Annotated in this window: 21 protein-coding genes; 13 read left to right on the plus strand and 8 right to left on the minus strand. The window is 68.1% G+C overall.

What is annotated here, in order from left to right; translation table 11 throughout:
* The first annotated feature begins 56 nt into the window (after nt 1-56).
* From ABZ803_RS26300 to ABZ803_RS26335, 8 genes are all read left to right on the plus strand, one after another.
* Entirely contained in the window at nt 57-1,310 is a 1,254-nt protein-coding gene (locus ABZ803_RS26300; protein ID WP_357043450.1) for a lipopolysaccharide biosynthesis protein, read from the plus strand.
* Between the two features lie 2 nt (nt 1,311-1,312).
* Nucleotides 1,313-2,329, plus strand: coding sequence for a glycosyltransferase (locus ABZ803_RS26305; protein ID WP_357043197.1), 1,017 nt, complete (start codon nt 1,313-1,315; stop codon nt 2,327-2,329).
* A gap of 83 nt (nt 2,330-2,412) precedes the next feature.
* The gene (locus tag ABZ803_RS26310) at nt 2,413-3,678 is read left to right on the plus strand and encodes a hypothetical protein (protein WP_357043199.1); all 1,266 of its coding nucleotides are present in this window, start codon (nt 2,413-2,415) and stop codon (nt 3,676-3,678) included.
* Nucleotides 3,679-3,689: 11 nt separating this feature from the next.
* Nucleotides 3,690-4,955 carry a Wzz/FepE/Etk N-terminal domain-containing protein gene (locus ABZ803_RS26315; protein WP_357043201.1) on the plus strand — a complete coding sequence of 422 codons (1,266 nt, stop codon included), beginning with the start codon at nt 3,690-3,692 and terminating at the stop codon, nt 4,953-4,955.
* Complete coding sequence (locus ABZ803_RS26320; RefSeq protein ID WP_357043203.1) at nt 4,952-6,310, plus strand: glycosyl hydrolase family 28-related protein; 1,359 nt, start codon at nt 4,952-4,954, stop codon at nt 6,308-6,310. Before ABZ803_RS26315 ends, ABZ803_RS26320 begins: the two co-directional genes overlap by 4 nt.
* Complete coding sequence (locus ABZ803_RS26325) at nt 6,307-7,641, plus strand: GNAT family protein (protein WP_357043205.1); 1,335 nt, start codon at nt 6,307-6,309, stop codon at nt 7,639-7,641. The genes ABZ803_RS26320 and ABZ803_RS26325 overlap by 4 nt, the downstream gene beginning before the upstream one ends.
* A 184-nt stretch (nt 7,642-7,825) precedes the next feature.
* Nucleotides 7,826-9,193 (plus strand): glutamate-1-semialdehyde 2,1-aminomutase, encoded by a 1,368-nt coding sequence (locus tag ABZ803_RS26330; RefSeq protein ID WP_357043207.1) that lies wholly within the window; start codon nt 7,826-7,828, stop codon nt 9,191-9,193.
* Complete coding sequence (locus ABZ803_RS26335; protein WP_357043209.1) at nt 9,190-10,284, plus strand: glycosyltransferase; 1,095 nt, start codon at nt 9,190-9,192, stop codon at nt 10,282-10,284. The genes ABZ803_RS26330 and ABZ803_RS26335 overlap by 4 nt, the downstream gene beginning before the upstream one ends.
* A gap of 336 nt (nt 10,285-10,620) precedes the next feature.
* Here the strand turns inward: ABZ803_RS26335 and ABZ803_RS26340 are convergent, their stop codons facing one another.
* The gene (locus tag ABZ803_RS26340; RefSeq protein WP_357043211.1) at nt 10,621-11,277 is read right to left on the minus strand and encodes a triacylglycerol lipase; all 657 of its coding nucleotides are present in this window, start codon (nt 11,275-11,277) and stop codon (nt 10,621-10,623) included.
* A 445-nt stretch (nt 11,278-11,722) separates the two neighbouring features.
* Nucleotides 11,723-12,550 (minus strand): helix-turn-helix domain-containing protein, encoded by an 828-nt coding sequence (locus ABZ803_RS26345; RefSeq protein ID WP_357043213.1) that lies wholly within the window; start codon nt 12,548-12,550, stop codon nt 11,723-11,725.
* Between the two features lie 85 nt (nt 12,551-12,635).
* Here ABZ803_RS26345 and ABZ803_RS26350 point away from each other — a divergent pair, with 85 nt between their 5' ends.
* Nucleotides 12,636-13,499: an SDR family oxidoreductase gene (locus ABZ803_RS26350; protein WP_357043215.1), complete on the plus strand. Its 864-nt coding sequence runs from the start codon at nt 12,636-12,638 to the stop codon at nt 13,497-13,499.
* Between the two features lie 105 nt (nt 13,500-13,604).
* Nucleotides 13,605-13,949, plus strand: coding sequence for a hypothetical protein (locus ABZ803_RS26355; protein WP_157172615.1), 345 nt, complete (start codon nt 13,605-13,607; stop codon nt 13,947-13,949).
* 264 nt (nt 13,950-14,213) lie between these two features.
* Here ABZ803_RS26355 and ABZ803_RS26360 read toward each other — a convergent pair whose 3' ends face one another.
* The 4 genes from ABZ803_RS26360 to ABZ803_RS26375 form a co-directional block, all read right to left on the minus strand.
* Nucleotides 14,214-16,463, minus strand: a complete 2,250-nt coding sequence (locus ABZ803_RS26360; protein ID WP_357043217.1) for a heavy metal translocating P-type ATPase — start codon at nt 16,461-16,463, stop codon at nt 14,214-14,216.
* Nucleotides 16,464-16,499: 36 nt separating this feature from the next.
* Complete coding sequence (locus tag ABZ803_RS26365; protein WP_357043219.1) at nt 16,500-17,435, minus strand: hypothetical protein; 936 nt, start codon at nt 17,433-17,435, stop codon at nt 16,500-16,502.
* A 16-nt stretch (nt 17,436-17,451) separates the two neighbouring features.
* Nucleotides 17,452-17,658 carry a heavy metal-associated domain-containing protein gene (locus ABZ803_RS26370; RefSeq protein WP_040864215.1) on the minus strand — a complete coding sequence of 69 codons (207 nt, stop codon included), beginning with the start codon at nt 17,656-17,658 and terminating at the stop codon, nt 17,452-17,454.
* A 127-nt stretch (nt 17,659-17,785) separates the two neighbouring features.
* The gene (locus ABZ803_RS26375) at nt 17,786-18,538 is read right to left on the minus strand and encodes a carboxymuconolactone decarboxylase family protein (RefSeq protein ID WP_357043221.1); all 753 of its coding nucleotides are present in this window, start codon (nt 18,536-18,538) and stop codon (nt 17,786-17,788) included.
* Nucleotides 18,539-18,657: 119 nt separating this feature from the next.
* Between ABZ803_RS26375 and ABZ803_RS26380 the strand changes: the two genes are divergently transcribed.
* Nucleotides 18,658-19,215 carry a TetR/AcrR family transcriptional regulator gene (locus ABZ803_RS26380; protein ID WP_357043223.1) on the plus strand — a complete coding sequence of 186 codons (558 nt, stop codon included), beginning with the start codon at nt 18,658-18,660 and terminating at the stop codon, nt 19,213-19,215.
* Nucleotides 19,216-19,306: 91 nt separating this feature from the next.
* Here the strand turns inward: ABZ803_RS26380 and ABZ803_RS26385 are convergent, their stop codons facing one another.
* Together ABZ803_RS26385 and ABZ803_RS26390 are read right to left on the minus strand one after the other, a co-directional pair.
* Nucleotides 19,307-20,017, minus strand: coding sequence for a sterol desaturase family protein (locus ABZ803_RS26385; protein WP_357043225.1), 711 nt, complete (start codon nt 20,015-20,017; stop codon nt 19,307-19,309).
* Between the two features lie 8 nt (nt 20,018-20,025).
* Entirely contained in the window at nt 20,026-20,763 is a 738-nt protein-coding gene (locus ABZ803_RS26390; protein WP_357043227.1) for a FadR/GntR family transcriptional regulator, read from the minus strand.
* A gap of 543 nt (nt 20,764-21,306) precedes the next feature.
* Between ABZ803_RS26390 and ABZ803_RS26395 the strand changes: the two genes are divergently transcribed.
* Nucleotides 21,307-22,320 carry a ParB N-terminal domain-containing protein gene (locus tag ABZ803_RS26395; protein WP_357043229.1) on the plus strand — a complete coding sequence of 338 codons (1,014 nt, stop codon included), beginning with the start codon at nt 21,307-21,309 and terminating at the stop codon, nt 22,318-22,320.
* Nucleotides 22,321-22,666: 346 nt separating this feature from the next.
* On the plus strand, nt 22,667-22,846 hold the full coding sequence (locus tag ABZ803_RS26400) for a hypothetical protein (protein ID WP_357043231.1): 180 nt from the start codon (nt 22,667-22,669) through the stop codon (nt 22,844-22,846).
* Nucleotides 22,847-22,860 lie beyond the last annotated feature (14 nt).

The raw sequence follows: 22,860 nt of genomic DNA on the forward strand, positions 1-22,860 counted from the left end.
GGCCGGGCGGTGGTGGCGCGCACAGCAAGCCGAGCCGGTTCGAGGTACTCGGCGATATCGCACTGGTGAGTTTCGGCAGATACGGTCAGTACATCGTCACGGTCGTCACCGTGCCGCTGATCGCCCGGGTACTCGGCGCCCACGGCCTCGGCCTGCTGGCCATCGGCATGTCGGCCTACTTCATCGGCTCGCTCGTCGTGGATCTGGGAGTCACGCAGTTCCTGTCCGCCCGCGTGCCGGAGATCAACGCGCGCAAGGGCACCCGGTTCCGGGAGATGAACCAGCTGCGTGGTGACTATCTGGCCATCCGTCTCGCCACGGCGACGCTGTTCGGTGTCGCGCTCGCCGTAGCCTTCGCCGTGCGCGTGCCAGAAGCCGCGCAGATGGTGCTGCTCGGCCTGTTCGTCGGTGGCTTCTGGTCCCTGTCGGAGGACTGGCTGCTGATCGGGGAGGGTCGGTTCGGCACCTCCACCGCGTATCAGAGCGTCGGACGGTTGTGCTATCTCTTGCTGCTGGTGGGCCTGCTTCCGCAACTGCCGAACCCGCACGTCGCCTTGCTGTGCCTATTGCTGTCCTCCGTGCCGACGGTGGCACTGACATGGTGGGATGCCTGGCGCCGGTACGGGTCGCCGTCCCGTCCCCGCTACTACGGCGTCGTGCTGCGCCGCAGCGTGCCGGTGTTCGTCTCCCGGTTGCTGGTCACCGGCTACGGGCAGGGTGCGGCGACGCTGTACTCAACCGTGCTCGACGCCGTCTCGCTGGGCTTGTACTCGGCCGGCGACCGCCTGGTGCGCGCGGTCCAATCACTGCTCGACGCCATCGGCTTCGCACTGTTGCCACGCATGGCTCGACGCGGCGACCATCTCGGGTTCTGGCGGTACAGCACGCAGGCGCTGGCCGTGACCGTCGCCGTCGCCGCACTCGCTTCGGCGAGCCTCTGGCTGGCGGCGCCCCAGCTGATCCGGCTGGTCTTCGGTACCGAATTCGCCGCGTCCACCGGTCTGTTGCGGATCGAGGTGCTGATCCTGCCCGCCACGACGGTCACCTCGTTCATCACCACGGCCATCCTGCCGGTGCGCCAAGACACCACCGGGGTCCTGATCGGCGCGCTGCTCGGAACTCTCGTCGCCGTCGGCGCATTGCTGCTGACCGTCTGGACCCGCTCGGTGCACACCTTGGTCTACGGCCTGCTGCTGGCCGAAATCACCGTCGCCACCTGGCATCTGCTGCGGATGCGCTTCCTGGCCCGCCGCGACCACGCCGAAGCCGACACCGTGCCGCTGCCTGTCGCGCCCCGGAAGGAAACCTGACCATGAGAATTCTGTTCGTCGGCGACGACTGGATCGGCAGCAACGCGCGTTCGCTGGCCGACGGCTTCCGGCAAGCCGGCCACGACGTGCTCGTGGTCGACTCGACACCGGTCACTCTCCCGGCCAGGTTCTCGCCACCTTGGGTGCACGCGAAGGCGACCGGTCGGCGCGACCCGCGCACGGTCGAACGAGTTCATACCCGGATCGAACGTAGCGCCGCCACGTTCCGGCCCGACATGCTGTTCGTGTTCAAAGGGATCCATCTGGACCAGCAGCGACTGCTCGACGTGCCCGCCGCCGTGCACGTGCACTACAGCCCGGACGACGTGTCCAACCCCGAGAATCTCACCGAGGCCTACCTGGCTGCGGAACCCGGCTGGGACCTGATCGTCACCACCAAACAGCACAACGTGCCGGAGTTGCGGGCGCGTGGCGCCCGGGCCGCCGGTTTCGTGCTCAGCGCTTACGACCCGGCCTGGCATCATCCGGCGGCGCGCCGCGGCGCCGGTGACTACCTGGTCGGTTTCATCGGAGTGTGCCGGCCCGACCGCCGCGCCGAACTGGTGTCCCTGGCACGCCGCTACGGACCGCGCCTGCTGGTCCGCGGCCCCGGCTGGCGCCGCGTTCCGGAGTTGCGCGCCACCCGCGCCGTCGTCGGCGGCGCGATATACGGTGCGGGGTATTCGGCCGCGATCGCCGAGGTGACAGCCAATCTGGTGCTGCTCAACTCCGGCAACCGCGACACCCACACCTGCCGCACCTTCGAGGTGCCCGCGGCCGGTGGATTGTTCGTCGGTGAACGCACCGGCGAACACGCCGACCTGCTGCGCGACACCGTCGAGTGCTTCCTGTTCGACGGCACCGACGAGCTGGTCTCGATTCTCGATTGGGTTGCCGCCCACCCGGAGCGGGCGGCCGAGGTCGCGGCGGCCGGGCACCGGCGGATCACCGCCGCGGGGCATCGTTACGTGGATCGCGCCCGGCAGATCGTCGGCCTCGCCGCGGAGGTCGGGAACTGAACGCCTACACCGATGTAGCCGCCGTCGCGGCCGCACTGATCACGATCGCCGCGGCCGCACTGTGGGTTCCGGGCATCGCCCGCGTGTTCTTCATCGCGCAGGCCCTTTTCTGGTCGCTGTCCTACGTGGCGCGGCCGCTGGTGCTGCTCGCGGTGCAGCCGGACCCGCATTACGGCGACAACATCTCCGATCCCCGGCTGGCTGGTCTGGGGTACGACCGCGGCATCGGTCTGGTGCTCGACCACGTCGTCTTCGGCTTATGGTGTTACGCGCTGCTGGTGATCGGATACGCGCTCTGGCGGCGTCGGCACCCGCCTCGCCCTGTCCCGGCCGCGGTCGCGGACCCCGACGTGATGCCGACTCTGCTGGCGCTCTACGCGCTCGGGCTGTTGGGGCGGGCGGCCTCGGTGGCCACCGGATCGTTGGGCGCCGCCGGTGAGGTCAGCAGCGGCAACCCCCTGCTCAGTTTTGTCGCCACGTTCGCCGGGATCGCGGCGCTCGGGATGATCGTCTTCCTCCGACCCGCCCGGCCGCAGACCACGGCGCTGGTGCTCGGCGCGCTATTCGCGGGCGAACTGTACTGGTCGTCGGCCGTGCAGTCCAAGACACCGATCCTCGCCGCCGCACTCGCTCTGGCCGTACGGTTCTCGATGCTCGGCTGGAACCGGCGCACCACGATCGGTGTGGCACTGATCGGTGTGCTCGGCGTCGCCGGATTCGGCTGGCTGCAGTCGTTCAAGAACTCCGGCACGGCCGCGCTCGACGCCACTCTCGTCGACTCCCGCTACCCGGCGGACGTCCGGCCGTTCCTGAGTATCCTGCGGCGCTTCGACCTGCTCGAAGCAGCCACCGATGCCTACTTCGTCGCCCCGGGCGGCTGGTTGTCCCCCGGCGAAGTACTGCGCCACGCGAGCCTCAGCCTGATCCCGGCGCAGGTGCTCGGCGCCGAGAAGCTCCAATCCGGCACGGCTTGGGCGAACGACGTGCGTGGCGCGTCGGTGGATATGAGCACCGTGTCGGTGTCCCTGGCGGAGGGCAACGTGAACGAAGGCTATCTGCTCGGCGGCGAGGCGGGCGTGGTCGTCGCCGTCGTGTTCACCTTCGTGCTGCTGCTCGCCTGGGAGCGATCGCTGTATTCGCGGTACTTCCCCGTCCTGGTGCTGGGACTCGCGATCACCGGCGCCTCCACCCTGTTCGAACGCGGCATCCTCGGCAGCTTCGAGAATCTCGGCAAATTCGCGCAGTCGGCCGTGCTCGCCTGGTTCGTCCATCTGATCGTCACGGAATTCCGTCGCCGCCCGCCGCCGCTCCCGGCGCCGGCGCACGCTTCAGCAGTTACGAAGACATGAGGTCGCAGTCCATGGGTTTGATCGATATCTGGCACATCGTTCGGCGGCGGTGGGTACTGATCGCCGCGATCGCGCTGACCGTGACGGGGGCCGGCGTCTGGTACGCCTCGTCGCGGGCGGTGACGTACGTGGCCAGCAGCACCATGTACGTCTCGATGGCCACCGGTACCTCGGTCAACGACTCCTACCAGGGCGGCTTGGCGGCCCAGCAGCGCGTGCGGTCCTATCTCGAACTGGCCACCAGCGCCGCGGTCGCGGAGCGGGTCGTCCACGATCAAGGGCTGACGGAATCCCCCGATGAGTTCCGCGGCCGGATCACCGCCTCGTCGCCGCCCGCCACCACAATCCTGGAGATCGCGGTCTCCGCGCCCTCCGCACAGCGGGCGCGTGATCTCACCGACGCCACAGTCGCCCAGTTCCGGGCCATGGTCGACAGTCTCGAGTCCATCGAGACCGGCGCTGCTCCCGCCGCCCGCGTCTCGGTCGTCGACCGTGCCCGGCTACCGGCCGCTCCGGCCGGTCCCGGCACGAGCCGGTTCGTCGCGATCGGCCTGTTCGGTGGACTGTTACTCGGCTTCGCCGCCGCATTCCTGCGTGAACGCACCGACCGGCGCGTTCGCACCAGCGATAACCTCGCCGATGTCGCGCCGGTTCCGGTGTTTGCCGACTTCGGCAACGGTGAATCCGCCGCGGAGCCGGCCCGGCGGCTGCGCAATCACCTGCGGGGCGCGCAGACCATCGAATGCACCAGTCTCGACGACCGATCGCGGCCCAAGGTGGCGCACACTCTGGCGCTGGCCTTCGCGGATGCCGGTCATCCGGTGATCCTCGTCGACGCCGACACCTCCGGCGGCGGAAGCTCCGGTGCGATGCCAGGTCCGGGCCTGACGACACTGCTGCGCGGCGGCGTACCACTGGACCGGGCGATCACCGGCGACTGGGGCGGGACCGGGGTCGCGGTGCTGCCGATCGGGCACATCGAGCCGGACACCTCCGACCTGATCGCCTCGGAGCACTTCGCTCATCTCATCGCCGATCTGCGCGAGCGTTACTACCGCGTGATCATCGAGACCGCGCCGGTCAGCTCCGCCGCCGACGCGGTCGCCGTGGCGCCCTTATCCGATGCCGTCCTCGGCGTCGCCGATCTCGGCAGACTCACCGAACCACAGTTGCGTGCCGCCCTGACCGCGTTCGGCACGGCCGGGCTGACCGGTGTGGTCAGCCACCGCACATCCGGTTCGGCGGTGGACCGGCTGATGGAAAGGTTGAAGGTATGAGCGACGACTTTCTCCGGCGGCGCCGCTTGCTCGCCGCGACTCTGGGTGCGGCGGCCGCGATTCCGCTCACCGCCGCCTGCGCCACAGCCGAGCCGGACGACCCGCAATTCCGCTCGCCCACCACCGATGCGCCCGGAGCGCGCAACGTCCGGGATTTCGGAGCCGTCGGAGACGGAATCGCCGACGACACCAAGGCATTGGCCGCAGCCGTGGCCGCGGACCCGAACGGGCCGCTGGTGCTCTACCTGCCCGCCGGGCACTACCGGGTCGAGTCGATGCCCGATCTGCCGGACTATGCCACGATTCTCGGCGACGGCGCCGACGTCACCACGATCGTCTACGCGGGCAACGGCACTCTGGTGCGGCTGCGCAAGCGCAGCCGGGTCCGTTTCGCCAGGCTGGGGATTTTCACCACAGGTCCCGGCTCGACCGCGGTCGAGCTGTCGGAATGCTTCCGCTGCTCCTTCGACGCGGTGGTACTGCGCGGCAACCACCTCAGCGATAACCATCCGCAGTACCTGACCCAGCGCGGCGTCGTGTTGCGCGACAACACCGGCGGCACCGCCTTCATCAACTGCGATATCAACAACTTCGGGATCGGGCTGACCACATCCTGTATCCAGAACTACGTCACCTCCTCGAAGTTCACCAGCAATCACACCGGCGTCCTCGGCACCGGCAACGACCACAACGCCGGGCTGGCACTGACCAACGTCGAATTCGTCTCCGACCAGAACCCGCTCACCACCGACCGCCACCTGCGGGTCGACGGCGCCGCCAACGACTGGTGGCTGACCAACGTGTGGTTCGAAGGAGCCGAGGTCGCCCTGTCGGTCGGTGAGATCGGGCGCGGTGGACCCGCGCAGTTCGGCATGGTCAACGCGAAGGTCGCGGCCCGTTCGGTCGGGCTCGAACTGAACTACTGCCGACAGCCCTATCTGGCGAACGTGATCTTCGACGCGGAGTCACGGCCGCCGGGCATCCCGGTGCGCGTGGATCCCGTCGGCTGTCCGGAAGGCACCGCGGTCGGATTGATCTCCGGGATCACCGACGACATTCCCGTCGAGACGTTTCCGACCGGCTGGAACATCCTCGGCCGCAAGGGCATGCGCACGCCGCGCTTCACCGGCACCGTGGTGGCCCAAGCGGGGCCGCACGGCGCGGACGTGTTCCAGGCACAGAGCGGCGACGGCGTCGTCCGCGCCGCGGTGACCGCCGACGGAACCTGGGTCTGCGAGCACGTCGACAACGGACCCGTGCTCAAGGCGCCCGACGGCGGATACTGGCGGCTCACCGTCTCCGACGACGGGAAGCTGAGCACGGTAGCGCTCGGCAGGAAGCGTCCCGGCGGATGACCCGACGACGGCACCGCCGCATCGAAGCGCAGCCAGCCATCACCGGGCCCATCGGTACGGCGGTGCGGTTGCGGCCGCCGCGCTTCGATGATTTCGCGGAGTGGCGGCGGATCCGGCTCCGTGACCGCGCGATCATCGAGCCCTACTGGGTCAGCTCGGAACAGGACTGGCCCGCCCGCCACACCGCCCGCCACTGGGTGCGGGAATGCCTCGACAACCGGGCCGACGCACGCGCCGGGCGACGGATGAGCATGGTCATCGAGGTGGCCGGTCGGTTCGCCGGACAGGTCGAACTGGCCTCGATCGACGCGGCGACAGGCAGCGCCGAGCTCGGCATCTGGATCGGCTCCGCCGTCGCGGGCGGCGGTATCGGCGCTCTCGTCCTGACCATGATGACGGTCTTCGGATTCGACAGCCTCGGCCTCATGCGAATCAGCGCACCGATCGCGCCCGGCAACATCGCCGCGGCCAAGATCGCGGCCGCGGCGGGCCTGCGGTACGAAGCCCGGATGCGCGCCTATTTCGATGCCGGTGGCGCACGCCGCGACCACGAGCTGTGGGCGGTGACCCGCGCCGATCGGCTCGACCGCGGGTTCACCGCCGTCCATCCGGCCCGGCAACGCCTCAACCCGATGACGCCGCAACTGCCCGCTGCCTCTGCCGCCCCGCACGGGCCACCCCCCATGAGCATCGCAGCCGCGCATCTGCGGTACCAGCTATCTCGATTGCGGCGGGTGTTCCGGTGGCTGCGGGGCAGCGCCGCCATCGCACTCACCGACTCCGATGACCGCGGGCGGGTGCTGGTGCGATCACGCCGTGTCGCCGACTTCCGGCAGCGCCGAGCGGCCCGTATCCGCAACCGTGCGACGCTGGCACGTGATCCGCACATGTCACCCGCCGCCTGGCTGCGCCGGCATTCCCTGCGCCATTGGCTGGTCGAACTCGCCGAAGCCAGAACCGGCCTGCGTTCCCGGCCAGGGCTGACGCTGACGATCCTCGACGACGGCCGCTTCGTCGGTGAAGCCCGGCTGCACGGGCTGGACATGTTCGATCGCAACATCCGGCTCAGCATCTGGACCGATGCCTCGGCCCGCCCGGAACTCCGCGCACGCGTGCTCAGCCTGCTGGTGCACCATGCGACCGAACGGCTCGGGATCCTCCGCATCGCCACCGCTATCCCGGTATCCGACCTGGCCGCCGCGGCCGCGGTCGCCGCGGCCGGGTTCGCCGAGGAGGGGCGGATGCGCGGGCACCTCGATGTCTTCGGACCCCGCGGCGATCACGACCTCTGGGCGTACAGTCATCCGGCCGGCACGGCTGCCCCCGGATGACGTGCCGACCCGTCCAGGGCCGAGGCCGTGAGTTCGGCGACCGCGTGCACCCCGACGCACGACCACAACGCCTCCGGCCGGTCCCGCGACCGGCTCGACGCCGGAGCGTAGCCCGGTCCGACACTTCCGCTCTGCTATCCCGGCTTCCGCCGGTATCCCGCCCGCACCGCACACGGAGCATCAGATGAACCTGCACCCCGACGTCCCACCGCATCACGGGTTCGCCCGCAGCAATGCGCTGCAGCGTCGGCTGCACGAACTGGTGCCCGGCGGCGCTCACACCTACGCCCGCGGAGCCGACCAGTATCCCGAACAGATGGCGCCGATACTGGTGCGCGGCAACGGATGCCGCGTGTGGGACGCCGATGGCAACCAGTATGTCGAATACGGAATGGGCTTACGTTCGGTCACCCTCGGCCATGCCTACGCACCGGTTCTCGACGCCGTGACGACCACGATCGCCGACGGAGTGAACTTCAGCAGGCCGACCGAGCTGGAACTCCTCGCGGCCGAGGACTTCCTGGCCCTCGTTCCCGGTGCGGACATGGTCAAGTTCGCCAAGAACGGCTCCGATGCCACCACCGCCGCCGTCCGGCTGGCCCGGGCCGTGTCCGGCCGCCAGCGGATCGCCGTCTGCGAGCAGCCGTTCTTCTCGGTCGACGACTGGTTCATCGCGACGACACCGATGTCGGCGGGCATCCCCGATGATGTCGGCGCCGAGATCGTCCGGTTCCGCTACAACGACGTCGACGCTCTCGCCGCGGTCCTGACGGGCGACAGCGTGGCCGCGGTCGTCATGGAGGCGGCCACCGCAACGGCGGAACCCGAGCCCGGCTACCTTCAAGCGGTACGCGCGCTGTGCGATCGGCACGGCACCTTGCTGGTTTTCGACGAGATGATCACCGGATTCCGCTGGGCCGCCGGCGGCGCGCAGTCCGTCTACGGCGTGACTCCCGACCTGTCTTGCTGGGGCAAGGCCATGGGTAACGGCTTCCCCATCTCGGCGCTCGCCGGACGACGCGAATACCTCGAGCGGGGCGGCCTGCGCACCGGCGCCGACCGCGTATTCCTGCTGTCCACCACGCACGGCCCCGAAACCAGCGGGCTCGCGGCCTTCCGCGCGGTCGCCGCGGCCTACCGGACCGGCGAACCGATCTCCCGGATGGAATCGGCCGGTGCCGCACTGGCGACCGGATTCGTCGCGTTGGCAGACGAACTCGGCATCGGTGATCACCTCCGGGTCCGCGGTCGCTCCTCCTGTCTCATCTTCGAAACCCTCGATTCCCACGGAAGACCCTGCCAGGCATTCCGCACCTTGTTCCTGCAAGAACTGCTCCAACGCGGAGTACTCGGGCAATCCTTCGTCACCTCGGCGGCACACGACCACGACGCGATCGCCGCCACCTTGTCGGCTTGCGCCGACGCGGCCCAGGTGTACCGCACCGCCCTCGAACGCGGCACCGTCGACGGACTGCTGCGCGGACGACCGGTCGCGCCCGCGCTTCGCCGCACCGCCGCACCGCGACAGATCGAAACGAGCACATCCCGATGACCGCACCCCGCATCGCCATCGTCCACGAACGGTTCACCGAATTCGGCGGGTCCGAAGCCGTGGTGGGCGAGTTCGCCCGCACCTGGCCCGGCGCGGACATCTACGCGCCGATCGTCATGCCGAGCGGAATCCGCCCGCCCGTCCAGCACGTCCACGACAGCTGGCTATCCCACGCCCACATGCTGACCCGCGGTCGGCACGCCCCTCTGCTGCCGCTCGTCCCCCGTTCTCTGCGACGTATGCCATTGCGGGGCTATGACGCCGTGGTCGTCAGCCACCACTCATTCGCCACCCAGGCCGCACTGGCCACCGACGCACCCGTGATCGCCTATGTGCACAGCCCTGCCCGGTGGGCCTGGGATCGAGAGTTCCGCATCCGCGAAGCCGGCGGACGGGCCGGCCAGTTCGCCCTCGGCGCCCTGGGCGCACTGGCCCGCCACGCCGAGCTGCGGGCCGCGCCGCGCTTGGCCCGGGTGATCGCCAACTCGACCGCCGTCGCCGACCGGATCCGCGACTGGTGGGGCGTCCCCGCCACCGTGATCAATCCCCCCGTCGATGTCGACCGCTTCACTCCCGATCCCGCACGCGCCCGGGAGGACTTCTTTCTCTACGCCGGTCGCCTCGTTCCCTACAAACGCGCCGATCTCGCCATCCGAGCCGCCCAACTCGCCGGGGCCCGGCTGATCGTGCTGGGCGACGGACGGTTCCGGTCCCAGCTGGAAGCTCTCGCCGGACCCGAGACGACTTTTCTCGGCGCCACCTCTACCGACACTCTGCGGGACATGTACCGACGCTGCCGAGCCCTGCTCATGCCCGGCGTGGAGGACTTCGGCATCGTCCCGGTCGAAGCCATGGCCTGCGGTACCCCGGTGATCGCCATCGGCGCGGGCGGCGCGCTCGACACGGTACGACCGGGCATGACAGGCGAACACGTCGCTCCGGGCCCCGATACGGACGTCGTCACCGGCCTGGCCGCGGCAATGGCGGACTTCGACAACGCCCACTACGATCCCCGCGTCATCCGCGCCCATGCGGAAACGTTCGCACCACCCGCATTCCGGGCACGAATGGCCGCATGCGTCGATGTGTGATCGGCCTCGTATCGAATTGCCGGACGCCGGCTCGGCAAGGGTGATATGCCTGGCCGCATGGTGATCGAGGCGATCGGTGAGACCCGCTCGCATGGCTGTGGGGAGCCGGTCCTCGATGCTGAGGAGTCGGCTGTGCTCAGCCTAAGTAGGGCTGTTCGCGTCCTTCGGTATGGTGCCGCAAGCGTAGCCGGACAGTTTCGTGGATCGGTTCGTGTCGGCGGCGTACGGATGGATTTCGCCGGGTATCGGCTCGGGATGCTGCCTGGTGTAGGTGCTGCCGGTGAATTCAGCCCCGCCTCGCGGATGCGAGACGGGGCGGGGCGGGAGTTCAGCCGACTACTTCACGAAGTCGCGCACGCTCTCGAAAACCGTCGACGACGACAGCAGAGCCACGTGACCGAGGCACTGCGTCTGGGTGTTGGTGGCACCGCCGAGAATGGTGCTGTCATCGGGGTTGATGATCTCGTCGCACGGTGACCACCAGGTGCCGTAGTTCACCCGGCCGGGGGTCTCGTCGGTGCTGTTGAGTTCGGCCAGGAAGGCCGAGCCGGGCCGCATCTCCGCGCAGGAGGTGTCGAAGCATCCGTTGGCGACATCGGTGCCGTGATTGGGGCCGGCGATGGAGACCCAATCATCGACGGAATTCAGGCCGTCGAGCTTCTTCAGGTACCAGCGACTGTTGAGACCGCCCATGGAGTGGCTGATGATGTCGACTTTGGCGGCACCGGTTTTCGCGCGCAGCGCATCGACCTGTGCTTTCACCTCCAGTGCGATGTCTTTGTTCGACTGGGTGGTGTCGTAGCTGAATCGTGCCATGCTATCCGCGGAGTATCCCGCGTCCAGGAATCGGCTCCACATGTAATTCCAGTCCGCCGCCGACCCCTGCCAGCCGTGGACGAAAAGGATCGGATCTCGCGCCGGCGCCGCAGCTGCCTGCGGCGTTGCGATGCCGAGTGACGCGGTAGCCGTCGCGACCAGTGTGATTGCGGCCATTCCGAGTCGGCGCGTGATCGATGTGACGTGCATGAATTGAACTCCGATCTGCTCGCTGCACCGCGAGCAGACAGAAGATAGCGCGAGCATCTCAGGAGCACTGGGAAATGTGGTTACTCATTTTGCTGTCAGGTCCTGGGATCTATCAGGGTATTCCGCGGAGGGATTGCGGGAGAAGCTGCGCCGTGCTGACGAGTTGCCAATAGCGGGCAAGTCGGGCGAGGAGTCCAAAGCCTGATCCGGGCCGGTTGAAGTCGTAGTCACCTGCCGCACAAACAATTCCGGATTCTCGCGTCAGCTCGGCAATGAATTCGACGGGCCGACGCCACATCACCAGCGGCCGTGTATCCGGACCAGCCGCTTGCCGGGCCGCTCCTGCCTGAACCCACGGTCGGCCGCGTGGAAGGGGAGTGATCGCTGATGCCAAGGCCGTTCGGACCGCCGATCAGCGGAGACGGGTGAGTGCTCGGCACGGGGAAGGGGCGGGCACCTCACCTCGGAGGAAGGAGGCGGGCGGGACGCCCATCAGGCTGCGGAAATCCGCCGTCATGTGGGACTGGTCGTAGTAGCCGGTGCCGGTGGCGATGTCGGCCAATGGTGTGTCTTCGGCCTGGGACAAGACCCGGCGGACGCGGTCGATGCGTGCGAAGTGTTTGGGGGAGACGCCGATTCCACTGGTGAACAGGTTGCGAAGTTGTCGTTCGCTGACCGCCAAGTGCGCGGCAAGCGCGGTGACGGAGAGGGGTCGGTCGGCGGCGATGGCAGCCACGGCGGTGGCGAGCAGTCTGCGGTGGGCGCGCTGGGCCGGGTCGTCGGGGATGCGGCGGGGCAGCTCGTTCTCCAGGTATGGCACGACCTCGTCGTGTGCGAGTTCGATCAGCTCGGAAGCCAGTCGCGGGACCGGACCGGGTAAATCGTCCAGTCGCAGTACGCGATCGGTGAGGTCGGCCGCCGAGACGCCGAGCAGCGCGGGGACCGCACCCGGCGCCAGCCGCAGGCGGACACAGCCCGCGGGCTTGCTCGCGCGCGAATAGCTCGCCTTGGTCTGCGGTCCGACGACGAGCGCGACGCGGTCGTCACCGGCGTCTGCGTGCTCGGCCCGCAGCACGATCGTGGTGGCTGCTTGCGGAATGTGCGCGAACGGCTCGGACAGGTCGAGCACGGTCGGGATGCGGCCGAGTTCGGCAAACCACGGGCGCAGCGACTCCGGCGCAGGCTCGGACGTCTCGACCAGTTCGGCGGTCACGACCGGCGGGCGCAGCAGGGTGGTCACGGCATCCACTGTATGCAGTCGCGACTCCCGCAGGTGTGCCGGAATTTCCTAGAGACCTGCGCGAATGCCCGGCACGGTGGTTCCAATGATCGTGATCACCGGTGCGACCGGCACCATCGGCAGTGAAATCGTCCGGCAGCTCAGCATGCGCGGATCCGCGATCCGTGCTGTCACGCGTGACCCGGACCGGGCCGAGGTGCCCGCAGGCGTCGACATGGTGCGCGGCGACTACACCGACCCCGCGTCCATGGCGAAGGCGATGGTCGGTGCGGAGGCCGCGTTCATCGTCGGCGTGCTGGGTCCGGAGTATGTGGAGGCCGACCGTGCGCTGATCGCGACAGCGCGGGACGCTGGAGTCGGCAGGATCGTCAAACTCTCCGCGATCGGTACCGGCGATACCGGCCTCGGCCGGGTCGGAACCTGGCATCTGCCCGGCGAGCAGGCCGCGCGCGAGAGCGGCGTCGACTGGACCATCCTGCGCCCCAGCTCGTTTGCCTCCAACACCCTGAGCTGGGCCGCCGCGATCCGTGCCGGGCAGCCGGTGCCGAACATGACCGGTGCCGCGGCGCAAGGCGTCATCGATCCACGCGACGTCGCCGGGGTGGCGGTCGAGGCGCTGACCTCCGCAGATCACGCGGGACGGATCTACACCCTCACCGGACCGGAATTGCTGACCACGCACGACCTGGCCGCCATTCTGGCTACTGTCACCGGCCGTCCCGTCGACGTGACCGATATTCCCGAAACCGAAGCGAGGGCACATATGCTCGCGTCCGGAATGTCCGCCGAATTCGCCGACGGTGCGCTGGCCGGGCAGGCATATGTGCGCGCGGGGCACAATGCGATCGTCACCGACGATGTTGCCCGAATTCTCGGGCGTGCCCGAAGTTTTGCCGAATGGGCCACCGATTACGCCGGTAAGTTCGTGGCCGGCGAGCGCACGCCGTAGGGTACCTGTGACCAGCACCACATCGAATTGCCGAACGGTGCCTGCTCGGCAAGGGTGACAGGATCGGCCGGTCGGCCGGTGTGCTTACACGAAAAGGAAATTCGGATGCGTCAACGGGTCATGACGGTCTTGGTAGCGGTCGTAGCAGGCGGATCGGCCGCCGCGTTCGGCGGCGCGAGTGCGTCCGCGGTCGCGGTGAACCCCTTCCCGGGCGGCACGGAGGTCTACTTCGACAACGGTGAGTCCGCGGCGATCGCGAACCTGAACCTCGGACCGGCGCTGAGCCAGGTGGCCGTCGCCTGGTCTCCCGGAGCGAAAGCTCTGCTCGGCGATGGGATCACCGAGCACGCCCGCTGGGCCAGCGAAACCCCGACCGGCGGGGTTTCGATCGAGGTGTACGGGTCGCCCATCCAGCCATCGCTGGTCACGGTCACCACCCTTCGCGGCTGAGCGAGATTTCATTTCGGATTTCGGTATGCCAGGGGTACGCTCGCCCATGGCGTTATGCGCATGCTTTGCCGGAATCCGCGGCGCTCGAGCGTAGAACTCGAGCAGCGGCCGCGAGCAGGCATGTGGCGAGACATCTGGCCGCTGCTCGTGCCGCCGGATGCCGCGCGGCTCGCGCCGCGCCTTCGGTAATTGCCGACATGGAGACCTCCTGGCGGATGCCCGGACGGGACGACACTACGTGTGCCGTCCCGTCCGGTGTTTTCTTCAGTTCGCGGTCGAGCGGAAGCCGCGCAACCGCAGGCTGTTGCTGACCACGAAGACCGAGGAGAACGCCATCGCGGCGCCCGCGAGCATCGGATTCAGCAGGCCCGCCATGGCCAGCGGGATCGCGGCCACGTTGTAGGCGAAGGCCCAGAAGAGATTGCCCTTGATGGTCGCGAGGGTGCGGCGCGACAGCCGGATCGCGTCCGCCGCCGCCCGCAGGTCGCCGCGCACCAAGGTCAGATCGCCCGCCTCGATGGCCACGTCGGTGCCGGTACCCATGGCCAGGCCCAAGTCGGCCTGGGCCAGCGCCGCGGCGTCGTTCACGCCGTCGCCCACCATCGCCACCACTTTGCCCTCGGCTTGCAACCGCTTGACGGTGTCGACCTTGTCCTGCGGCAGCACTTCCGCGATCACCTCGTCGATGCCGACCTGGGCGGCGATCGCGTCGGCGGCGGCCCGATTGTCGCCGGTCAGCATGATCGGGGTGAGGCCGAGGGCACGCAGCTGCGAAATCGCCTCGGCGGAGGTCGGTTTCACCGCGTCGGCCACCACGAGCACACCGCGCGCCTTGCCGTCCCAGCCGACCGCGACTGCGGTTTTGCCTTCGGCTTCGGCCGCGCGCATCGCCTGCGTCAGATCGTCGTCGAGGTGCTGTGACCAGTCGGCGAGCAGCCGGGCGCGGCCGACGAGCACCGCGTGGCCGTCCACCATGCCCTGCACGCCCAAGCCCTCGACGTTGGCGAAATCCTCGACCGGCTTCAGCTCGCCCACCCGCTCGCGGGCGCCCTTGGCGACGGCTTGGGCGATCGGGTGTTCCGAGGAATCCTCCAGCGCTCCGGCCAGTTCCAGAATCCTGGGGACCTGCTCGCCTTCGGCGGGGACGACATCGAGCAGCGTCATCTTGCCGGCGGTGACGGTGCCGGTCTTGTCCAGCACGATCGTGTCCACCCGCCGGGTCGATTCCAGCACCTCTGGGCCCTTGATCAGGATGCCCAACTGCGCGCCGCGACCCGTGCCGACCATCAGCGCGGTCGGCGTGGCCAGCCCGAGCGCGCACGGGCAGGCGATGATCAGCACGGCCACCGCCGCGGTGAAGGCCGCGGCCACCGATCCGCCGGTGCCGAGCCAGAAGCCCAGCGTCGCGACCGACAGGGCGATCACGATCGGCACGAAGATCCCGGAGATCCGGTCGGCCAGCCGCTGGGCCTGCGCCTTGCCGGTCTGCGCGTCCTCGACCAGCTTCGCCATCTGCGCCAGCTGGGTGTCCGAACCGATCCTGGTGGCACGCACCACGATCCGTCCGCCGACGTTGACGGTCGCGCCGACCACGACGTCGTCTCTGCCGACCTCCACCGGCACCGACTCACCGGTGAGCATCGAGGCGTCGACGGCCGAGGAACCTTCCGTCACGATGCCGTCGGTGGCGATCTTCTCGCCGGGACGCACCACGAACCGGTCGCCGACGGTCAGCTGCTCGACCGGAATACGCTGCTCTATTCCGTCGCGCAGCACCGAGACCTCTTTGGCGCCCAGTTCGAGCAGAGCCCGCAGCGCCGCGCCCGCACGCCGCTTGGCGCGCGCCTCGAAGAATCGTCCGGCCAGGATGAACGTGGTGACGCCCGCCGCGGCCTCGAGATAGATGCTTCCGGTGCCGTTCATCCGCGAGATGGTGAACTCGAACGGATGCGTCATGCCCGGCGTGCCTGCGGTGCCCCAGAACAGGGCGTACAGCGACCAGCCCAGTGCGGCCAGCGTTCCCATCGAGACCAGGGTGTCCATGGTCGCGGTGCCGTGGCGCAGGTTGGTCCATGCCGCACGGTGGAACGGCAGCGCGCCCCACACCACCACGGGGGCGGCCGAGGTCAGCGACAGCCACTGCCAGTTGGTGAACTGCAACGCCGGGATCATCGCCATGGCGATCACCGGCACCGACAGCACCAGCGACACCAGCAGGCGGGTGCGCAGGGCAGCGGCGGGATCGTCCTCGGTCTCGGCCTCCTCCGAGGGCTCCGGCCGGGCGGGCAGGGCAGCGGTGTAACCGGCCTGTTCGACGGTGGCGATCAGCTCGTCCGGCGAGACGCTGCCGGTGACCTCGACCCGGGCCTTCTCGGTCGCGTAGTTGACCGTCGCGGTGACGCCGTCGAGCTTGTTGAGCTTCTTCTCGATCCGGGCCGCGCAGGACGCGCAGGTCATTCCACCGATCACGAGTTCGACCTGCCCGGCGGGGGGTGGTTGTGTCGCGGTGGTCATCGTGGGTGCTCCGTTCTGTGCGCGGACGGTCGTCGGTCAGTGCGCGTGGCCGTCCGGCGCCTGCTGCTGACCAGTGTGTTCGTTGTGAGTGGAGGCGTCTACGGCGGGGGTGCCCGGCGCGACGGTCAGGGTGAATTCGGCGGTGCGGACCACACCCTCGTGCTGGAAGTCGAGGAACAAGCGGTAGTCGCCCGCGCTCGGCGCCGTCACCGCGAAGGTGATGCCCGGTCCGGGCGCGGTCACGCCGTCACCGGGGTGACCTTCCGGATGGACGTGCAGATAACCCAGGTCAGCGGCGCGCAGGGCCACCAGGTGGCCGTAAGCCCCGAGGTAGGGCTGCAAATCGGTCACCGGTTTGCCCGCCCGGCTCACCGACAGCCTCACCTGCGAAGCCCGGCCCGGGACGACAGCGCCCTCCAGTGTGACGGTGTAGTCGCCCACGGTGGTGGTGGATGCCGGCGCGGGCAGCTTCTGGGGGTCGTAGACGCCCGCAACCCGCAGGTCCGCGCCGAGCGTGAGGTTGTCGCCGCCCTCGGGGGTGAAGTCGGCGAACACCCGGTAATCACCGGCGCGAGTGAGGTCGAGCGGAACGCTCCACGTTCCGTTGCCGTCGAGCACCGGATGCACATGCTGGAAGGCGGCCATATCGCGGCGCACGACGATCAAGTGAAGATCCTTGTCGTGGCTGCGCACATACCGGGTCACGGGTTTTCCGGCGCGGTCGAGGATCGTGAAGCGCAGCGGTACGTTCGCCGCGGCGGTGGTCTGGGCGGTGTCCAGCCGCAGGGTGTAGCCGCGGTCGGTTGCCATCATTCCTCCGGGTGATGAGTTGGGTTCGCCCTGGTCGGCGGCGTGTGCGGTCGAGTCATGGGCTGCGGGTTCCGGCCCGATGAGCGAACCGGCCGCGAGAGCGATCCCGAAGACCGCGGCGAGGCCGAGGGCGAAACCGCCGAACTTGGTGGATGCGTTCATCGGAGTGCTCCGTTCGTCAGTCGGTGACCGTGTAGCCGGCGCGCGCCACGGCCGCGGTGAGTTCGGCGCGATCGATCGGAGTCGCGCTCTCGACGGTCACCAGGCCGTCGGCGAGGTCGACGGCGACGGAATCGACGCCGGAGATGCGGCCGATCTCGGTGCGGACCGAGGCGGCGCAACCGCCGCAGGTCATACCGGTGACGGTCACGGTGCTGGTGCTCATCGTCGTTCTCCTCGTTCGGTGCTGCAGATGCGTTTACCCTACCCCCCTAGGGTATCTTGTTGTCAAGCCCGGCATGGACGAAAGCCCGGTCCGCGATGGATCGCGGACCGGGCTCGCTGGTCGAGGATCAGGAGGCGGGGTAGGTCACCAGTGCGACCGCCGGAGCCGAAACCACCTGTACTTCTGCCGCATCGGAGACCTTGACGTGCAGGAACCCACCCTCGATGGCGATTCGGACGTCATCGACGCTGCGCACGCTCCGCCCCTCCCTGTCCAGCAGGGAGTAGCCCTCGACCAGGACGACCTTGCCCGCGGACCGCCATTTCGCTTCCATCACTGTGCCTTTCGTCGGCGCCGCGGGCGGGAAGTCGAGTTCCGGCTCGGCGACGTGGTTGAAGTAGTTGGACAAGACGTTCAGCGCGACATGGCCGACGATCTCGCTCAGTTCGGCATCGCTGACGCCGCGTGCGCGCGCCGCGGCGAGCGCGTCGTCATCGATCCGGCCGCGGGAACGCAGCACGTCACGAGCGAGGCGCAGGATCGCGTCGGCGTGCGGGTCCTCGGCGCGCGCCGCGCGGGTGTCGGCGATCGCCTGTTCGGTGAAGCCCATCCGCTCGGCGCGCATGGTGTGCGCGGCGGTGCAGTAGTCGCAGCCGTTCTCGTTGGCGACCAGCAGTGCGAGTTGTTCGCGCACTCGAGCGGAGAGCTTCCCCCTGGTCAGTGCGTCGCGCAGATTCAGGTATCCGCGCAGTGTGGCGGGACTGTTCGCCATGGCGGCGTAGAGATTCGGGACGCGGCCCAGCTGGCGCTGTACCTCGGCGAGCAGGTCGGCTTGCTCGCTATCGGCGGAGTCGGGGGATACAAGGGGCAGGCGGGACATCGAAGCCTCCAGCTCGAACAAGATGGTACCGATCGGTGCCGAACTTGGACGGTACCGATCGGTTCCGTATTGGTCAAGTCGGATGGTACTGATCGGTTCCGTTCTGCTATCGTGACCTCATGGCAACTCAGGCCAAGCAGCGTTTGCTCACCACGGCGGAAGAGCTCTTCTATGCCGAAGGCATTCGAGCCGTCGGCATAGATCGCCTACTCCAGGAGTCCGGCGTGGGCCGCGCGTCCTTCTATCGCCACTTCGCGAGCAAGGACGAACTTGTCGTCGCGGTGCTGGAAGATCGTGACCGCCGGTGGCTGAGCTGGCTGCGGGAATCGGTCGAGGCGAAGACCGGCGATCCGGCCGCCCGCCCGCTGGCGGTCTTCGACGCCCTCGCCGACCGATTCGCCCGCAAGGACTTTCGCGGCTGCGCGTTCATCAACACCATGGTCGAGGTCGCCGATCGCGAGAGCGCCGCCCATCAGGTCGCCGATCGGCACAAGCGGCGGGTGATCGATTACCTGTCCGAACTTCTCACCGAGGCGGGTTGGCCGGATGCTTCGGGAATGGCCGCGCAACTCGCGTTGCTGGTGGACGGAGCGATCGTCACCGCTGTTCGCGAGGGAAATCCGGATGCGGCCTCCCGCGCGCGTGCGATCGCGGAGCGTTTGCTCGCCGCGCGGTAGAACTTCCGATCGCCGCCGGTGCGATGCGGCGACTCGGGCGGCACTGGGCTAACGCTGGACGTCGACCACCAGATGATCCCAGGGACTCCCGTCAGGCCGAATGGAGACTACGCGCGGTGGGTGAGGTTTCGGTCGTGGCCGGGTCGGGATAGGTGCCGAAGAGGCGGTCGGCGGTGCCGGAGCTGGTGACCGTGAACCAGTAGTGCTCGTTCTTGTAGTGGTGATGGCGATGGTTGCGCCACACCGCCCGGTAGAGCGAGCGTTTCGGCTTGTAGTCGGTGTGGATCAGATAGTGCGTCCACTCGTAGCCGAGGCCGAGCAGGGTGATGGTGATCAGGAAGGTCAGTCCCAGGCCCGCGCGGGGGAAGGCGAACGCCGCCAGCGCGATCAACACGACGACCAGCACCGCCAGCGTCTTGGTCGGGATGAAGATCAGCGGAATGTCGCGCGGATCCACGTGATGCTCGCGGTGCTTGCGAGCCAGTTCGCTGTCGAGCGCGATCGGGCCGAGCCGCCGTGGCCGCCAATGCAGCACGGTGACGTGCACGATCCATTCGAAGACCGGGAATACCGCCAGCATCACGGCGGGCACCAGCAGATCGATGGGCTGCCAGTCGCCGACGACGATCCGGGCGATCAGTGCGCCGACCAGCGTGGTTCCGATCATCCACGGGGAAGGGTGCCGGAGGAATTCCTCGAATGCCCGACCCAGGGTGAGTCCGCGGCGCAGCGCCCGCTCGTCCCTGCGCACCCGCGCCCGCGCGTCGACCGATTCCCGGTCGGATGTCTTGGATTTGGTCATGATGGTTCCTAGCTGTGCGTGACCGGCGGTCCACCGAGGACCTCGATCAGAGCGGTGGTCGCCGGCTCGAGCAGCGCTCGAGCGGTGGTGGCGGCCTTCTGCGGCCGGCCCGCGGCGATGGCGGCGGCCAGTTCGCGGTACGCCTCGACATTGCCCACCTCGGCGGACATGATCGGGGCCAGCGCCGCGAGCGCTGGTTCATAGGCGGCGCGCAACATGTTGAACATCAGCCGGAAAACGATCGAGTCGGCCGCGTCCACGACGTGATCCCAGAACTCCATCGCGTGCCGCTGCTGGGCGATCAGGTCCGGTTCGGTGGCGAGCGCCTCGACCGAGCTCTCCAGCAGCGGGCGAATCTCTTCCGCGCCGACTGCGCCCACCCGGCGCGCGGCCAACTCCGCCACCTTCGGCCCGTTGTGCAGGCGAGCCTCCAGAATGCTGCGCGCGACAGCGGGGTCGAGTTCCCCGGCCTGCACCAGCAACCTGGGCAGCACCTCGAGCCCCGCACCACGCCGATAGTCCAGCACGGTCGTCGCGTCTCCTTGCCGCACGGCCACCAGCCCGGCCGCCGCCAGCCGCTGTAGCGCCTCCCGAACCGCGGGCCGGGACACCCCCAGCGCCTCCGCCAACTGCCGCTCACTGGGCAAGGTCGCCCCCGGCGCCAGCTCGCCACTGAGCACATCCGCGGCGATCTGCTCGAACACCTCCGCCGACACCGACCGCTTGACCACAGGTTGCAACGCCATGCGTCTACTGTGCGCCGAGATGGTCAGGAGGTCAAGTGGTCAGACCAATCAGGCGGCGCTACGGCCGGAGCTTCCGCATACCGCCCAGCCGAAGGCGAATACCGACATGACCTGTGCTCCGAGCAGCCCACCGGGTTCGACGAATTCCGCACCGCAGCTCCGAGGGCTGCCCGGTCAGCGGCCGCTCGTGCTGCTCCTCCGAGTCGGTCGATCCCTGCCGCTGACAGCGACTTCCGTCCGGCGGCAGCACGACCGTTCGCGCATGCTGCCCGAAGCCGTCGCGCACCAGCCGGAGACTTCGCCACTCAGGTGTCCGGTCCGGACACCTGAGCCGTCCGGACCGGACGCCATCTTGCGGCCATGACCTGTGTGTTGGGCCTGACCTGCATGTCGGCCCGCAATTCGGCTCGAGTTGGCAAGCTGCGGGAAATTGTACGGTGGGAGAGCGGCCGACCAGTTCCGAGGACGAAGCAGCGGACTGGCACGTCGCAGGCTCTTGCCGAGCTGTAAGTCGAGTAACGGGGAGTACGGGGAGATGCGCGGATGACTGATGAGGACCGAAGTTCCGGAGCAGCGGGAGACCGCAATGAGCTCGACGATATGTTGAGCCGTCAGGTGGCAGCCGAAACAGTCGAGGTTCCGTTATCCCGATTGCGTTTGGGTTTTTCGCCTCGGAAAGACGGTGAGAGCGAAGCTCATGTCAAGGCATTGGCGGAATCAGCGGATCGGTGGCCGCCAATTGTCGTGCACCGCTCTACGATGCGTGTCGTCGACGGGGCTCATCGCCTGCGTGCTGCCAAATGGCGCGGTGACGCGACAATTCGGGTGCGCTTCTTCGAGGGCCACGAGATCGACGCGTTCGTGTTGGCGGTCAAGGGCAACGTAGCCCACGGCCTGCCCTTGACTCGCGCTGAACGTCTCGCGGCGGCAAGTCGGATCATCGAGAGTCACCCGCAATGGTCGGATCGATTGGTTGCCTCGGCAAGCGGCGTCAGCCCGCGGACTGTGGCGACATTACGAAGTTCAACCGGCGACGAGCAGCAGTTGAACGCGCGACACGGCCGCGACGGCAAGATACGGCCGCTGCACAGCGCCGAAGCGAGACTGCGAGCGAAAGAACTCCTGGAGTCGGATGGGAACCGGTCGCTGCGCGAGATCGCCGAACAGGTCGGCCTGTCGCCGGCGACAGTGGCGGACGTGCGCCGCAGGTTGGCGTGCGGCGAGAACGCAGTGCCCGACGGTGCGCGGTCCCGGCGCAGGCCGGGCCCCTCTCGACGAGATCCTGTCGATTACGGCCGTGTTGTAGGACTGCTTCAACGCGATCCGGCTCTGCGGGCGAGTCAACTCGGCCGCACGCTGCTGCCAGTGCTGAGCCTCGACCTGTCCGACCATTCGGCCAGAGACAACGTGCTCGGACGCCTGCCCGCGCACACCGTGATGTTGATCGCGAAGGCAGCAGGCGGCTGGGCGCAAGTGTGGAAAGACCTCGCCGAAGAACTTGCTGCGGACCTTGATCAGGCTCCCCCCGCATTCGAGGCGGACTCCGGAGCCGCCTGAACGTCATCCATCCACAGGCCTGGAAGTGTCACGATGTCAGCGGCACAGATCGACCGCGAACATAGCGATCTGTATTTGCGATTCAGTTCGAATTCCGAGCGGTAGCACGCTCCCGCTGCCGGAATCAACGGACGGCTTGTCGCGCCGCCACCGAGGCGGTTCAGCTCTCGGGATTCACCATGCCGACTCGGCCTTACCTGTCGAAAATCGCCGGTCCATTTCACGACTGTCGAGTGCGTAAAGTTGGAATATTGACAGACACTTTGGGCCATGTAATCGTAAATATCCTGTGCTGTATCGAAACAGTGCAGAAAGCCATTTCTCGAGGATTTAAGGGGGTGTTAATATGAGCCAGAACAAGAACGATCTGCAGGCCACTCAGGAACGTGCCGGCTTCGCTAAATTCATGGAAGCGATGCGCGAGTCCGATCCGGTCTGGCAGGACCGAGTGGTTACAGCCTTCACGTCCAGCGTTTCGACGCGGGACTGGGCGTTGCTGACCGACGAGATGCGCGCTCGAGATTGACGCGCGAGTTGGCA

The sequence above is a fragment of the Nocardia sp. NPDC047648 genome (assembly GCF_040642815.1).
In the GTDB taxonomy this organism is placed as follows: Bacteria; Actinomycetota; Actinomycetes; order Mycobacteriales; family Mycobacteriaceae; genus Nocardia; species Nocardia gamkensis.

Bases quoted from the DNA above. Each gene is read 5' to 3' on its own strand.
- ABZ803_RS26305 (WP_357043197.1), top strand. From the start codon at position 1,313: ATGAGAATTCTGTTCGTCGGCGACGACTGGATCGGCAGCAACGCGCGT.
- ABZ803_RS26315 (WP_357043201.1), top strand. From the start codon at position 3,690: ATGGGTTTGATCGATATCTGGCACATCGTTCGGCGGCGGTGGGTACTG.
- ABZ803_RS26320 (WP_357043203.1), top strand. From the start codon at position 4,952: ATGAGCGACGACTTTCTCCGGCGGCGCCGCTTGCTCGCCGCGACTCTG.
- ABZ803_RS26325 (WP_357043205.1), top strand. From the start codon at position 6,307: ATGACCCGACGACGGCACCGCCGCATCGAAGCGCAGCCAGCCATCACC.
- ABZ803_RS26330 (WP_357043207.1), top strand. From the start codon at position 7,826: ATGAACCTGCACCCCGACGTCCCACCGCATCACGGGTTCGCCCGCAGC.
- ABZ803_RS26335 (WP_357043209.1), top strand. From the start codon at position 9,190: ATGACCGCACCCCGCATCGCCATCGTCCACGAACGGTTCACCGAATTC.
- ABZ803_RS26340 (WP_357043211.1), bottom strand. From the start codon at position 11,277: ATGGCCGCAATCACACTGGTCGCGACGGCTACCGCGTCACTCGGCATC.
- ABZ803_RS26350 (WP_357043215.1), top strand. From the start codon at position 12,636: ATGATCGTGATCACCGGTGCGACCGGCACCATCGGCAGTGAAATCGTC.
- ABZ803_RS26355 (WP_157172615.1), top strand. From the start codon at position 13,605: ATGCGTCAACGGGTCATGACGGTCTTGGTAGCGGTCGTAGCAGGCGGA.
- ABZ803_RS26360 (WP_357043217.1), bottom strand. From the start codon at position 16,463: ATGACCACCGCGACACAACCACCCCCCGCCGGGCAGGTCGAACTCGTG.
- ABZ803_RS26365 (WP_357043219.1), bottom strand. From the start codon at position 17,435: ATGAACGCATCCACCAAGTTCGGCGGTTTCGCCCTCGGCCTCGCCGCG.
- ABZ803_RS26370 (WP_040864215.1), bottom strand. From the start codon at position 17,658: ATGAGCACCAGCACCGTGACCGTCACCGGTATGACCTGCGGCGGTTGC.
- ABZ803_RS26375 (WP_357043221.1), bottom strand. From the start codon at position 18,538: ATGTCCCGCCTGCCCCTTGTATCCCCCGACTCCGCCGATAGCGAGCAA.
- ABZ803_RS26380 (WP_357043223.1), top strand. From the start codon at position 18,658: ATGGCAACTCAGGCCAAGCAGCGTTTGCTCACCACGGCGGAAGAGCTC.
- ABZ803_RS26385 (WP_357043225.1), bottom strand. From the start codon at position 20,017: ATGACCAAATCCAAGACATCCGACCGGGAATCGGTCGACGCGCGGGCG.
- ABZ803_RS26390 (WP_357043227.1), bottom strand. From the start codon at position 20,763: ATGGCGTTGCAACCTGTGGTCAAGCGGTCGGTGTCGGCGGAGGTGTTC.
- ABZ803_RS26395 (WP_357043229.1), top strand. From the start codon at position 21,307: ATGACTGATGAGGACCGAAGTTCCGGAGCAGCGGGAGACCGCAATGAG.
- ABZ803_RS26400 (WP_357043231.1), top strand. From the start codon at position 22,667: ATGAGCCAGAACAAGAACGATCTGCAGGCCACTCAGGAACGTGCCGGC.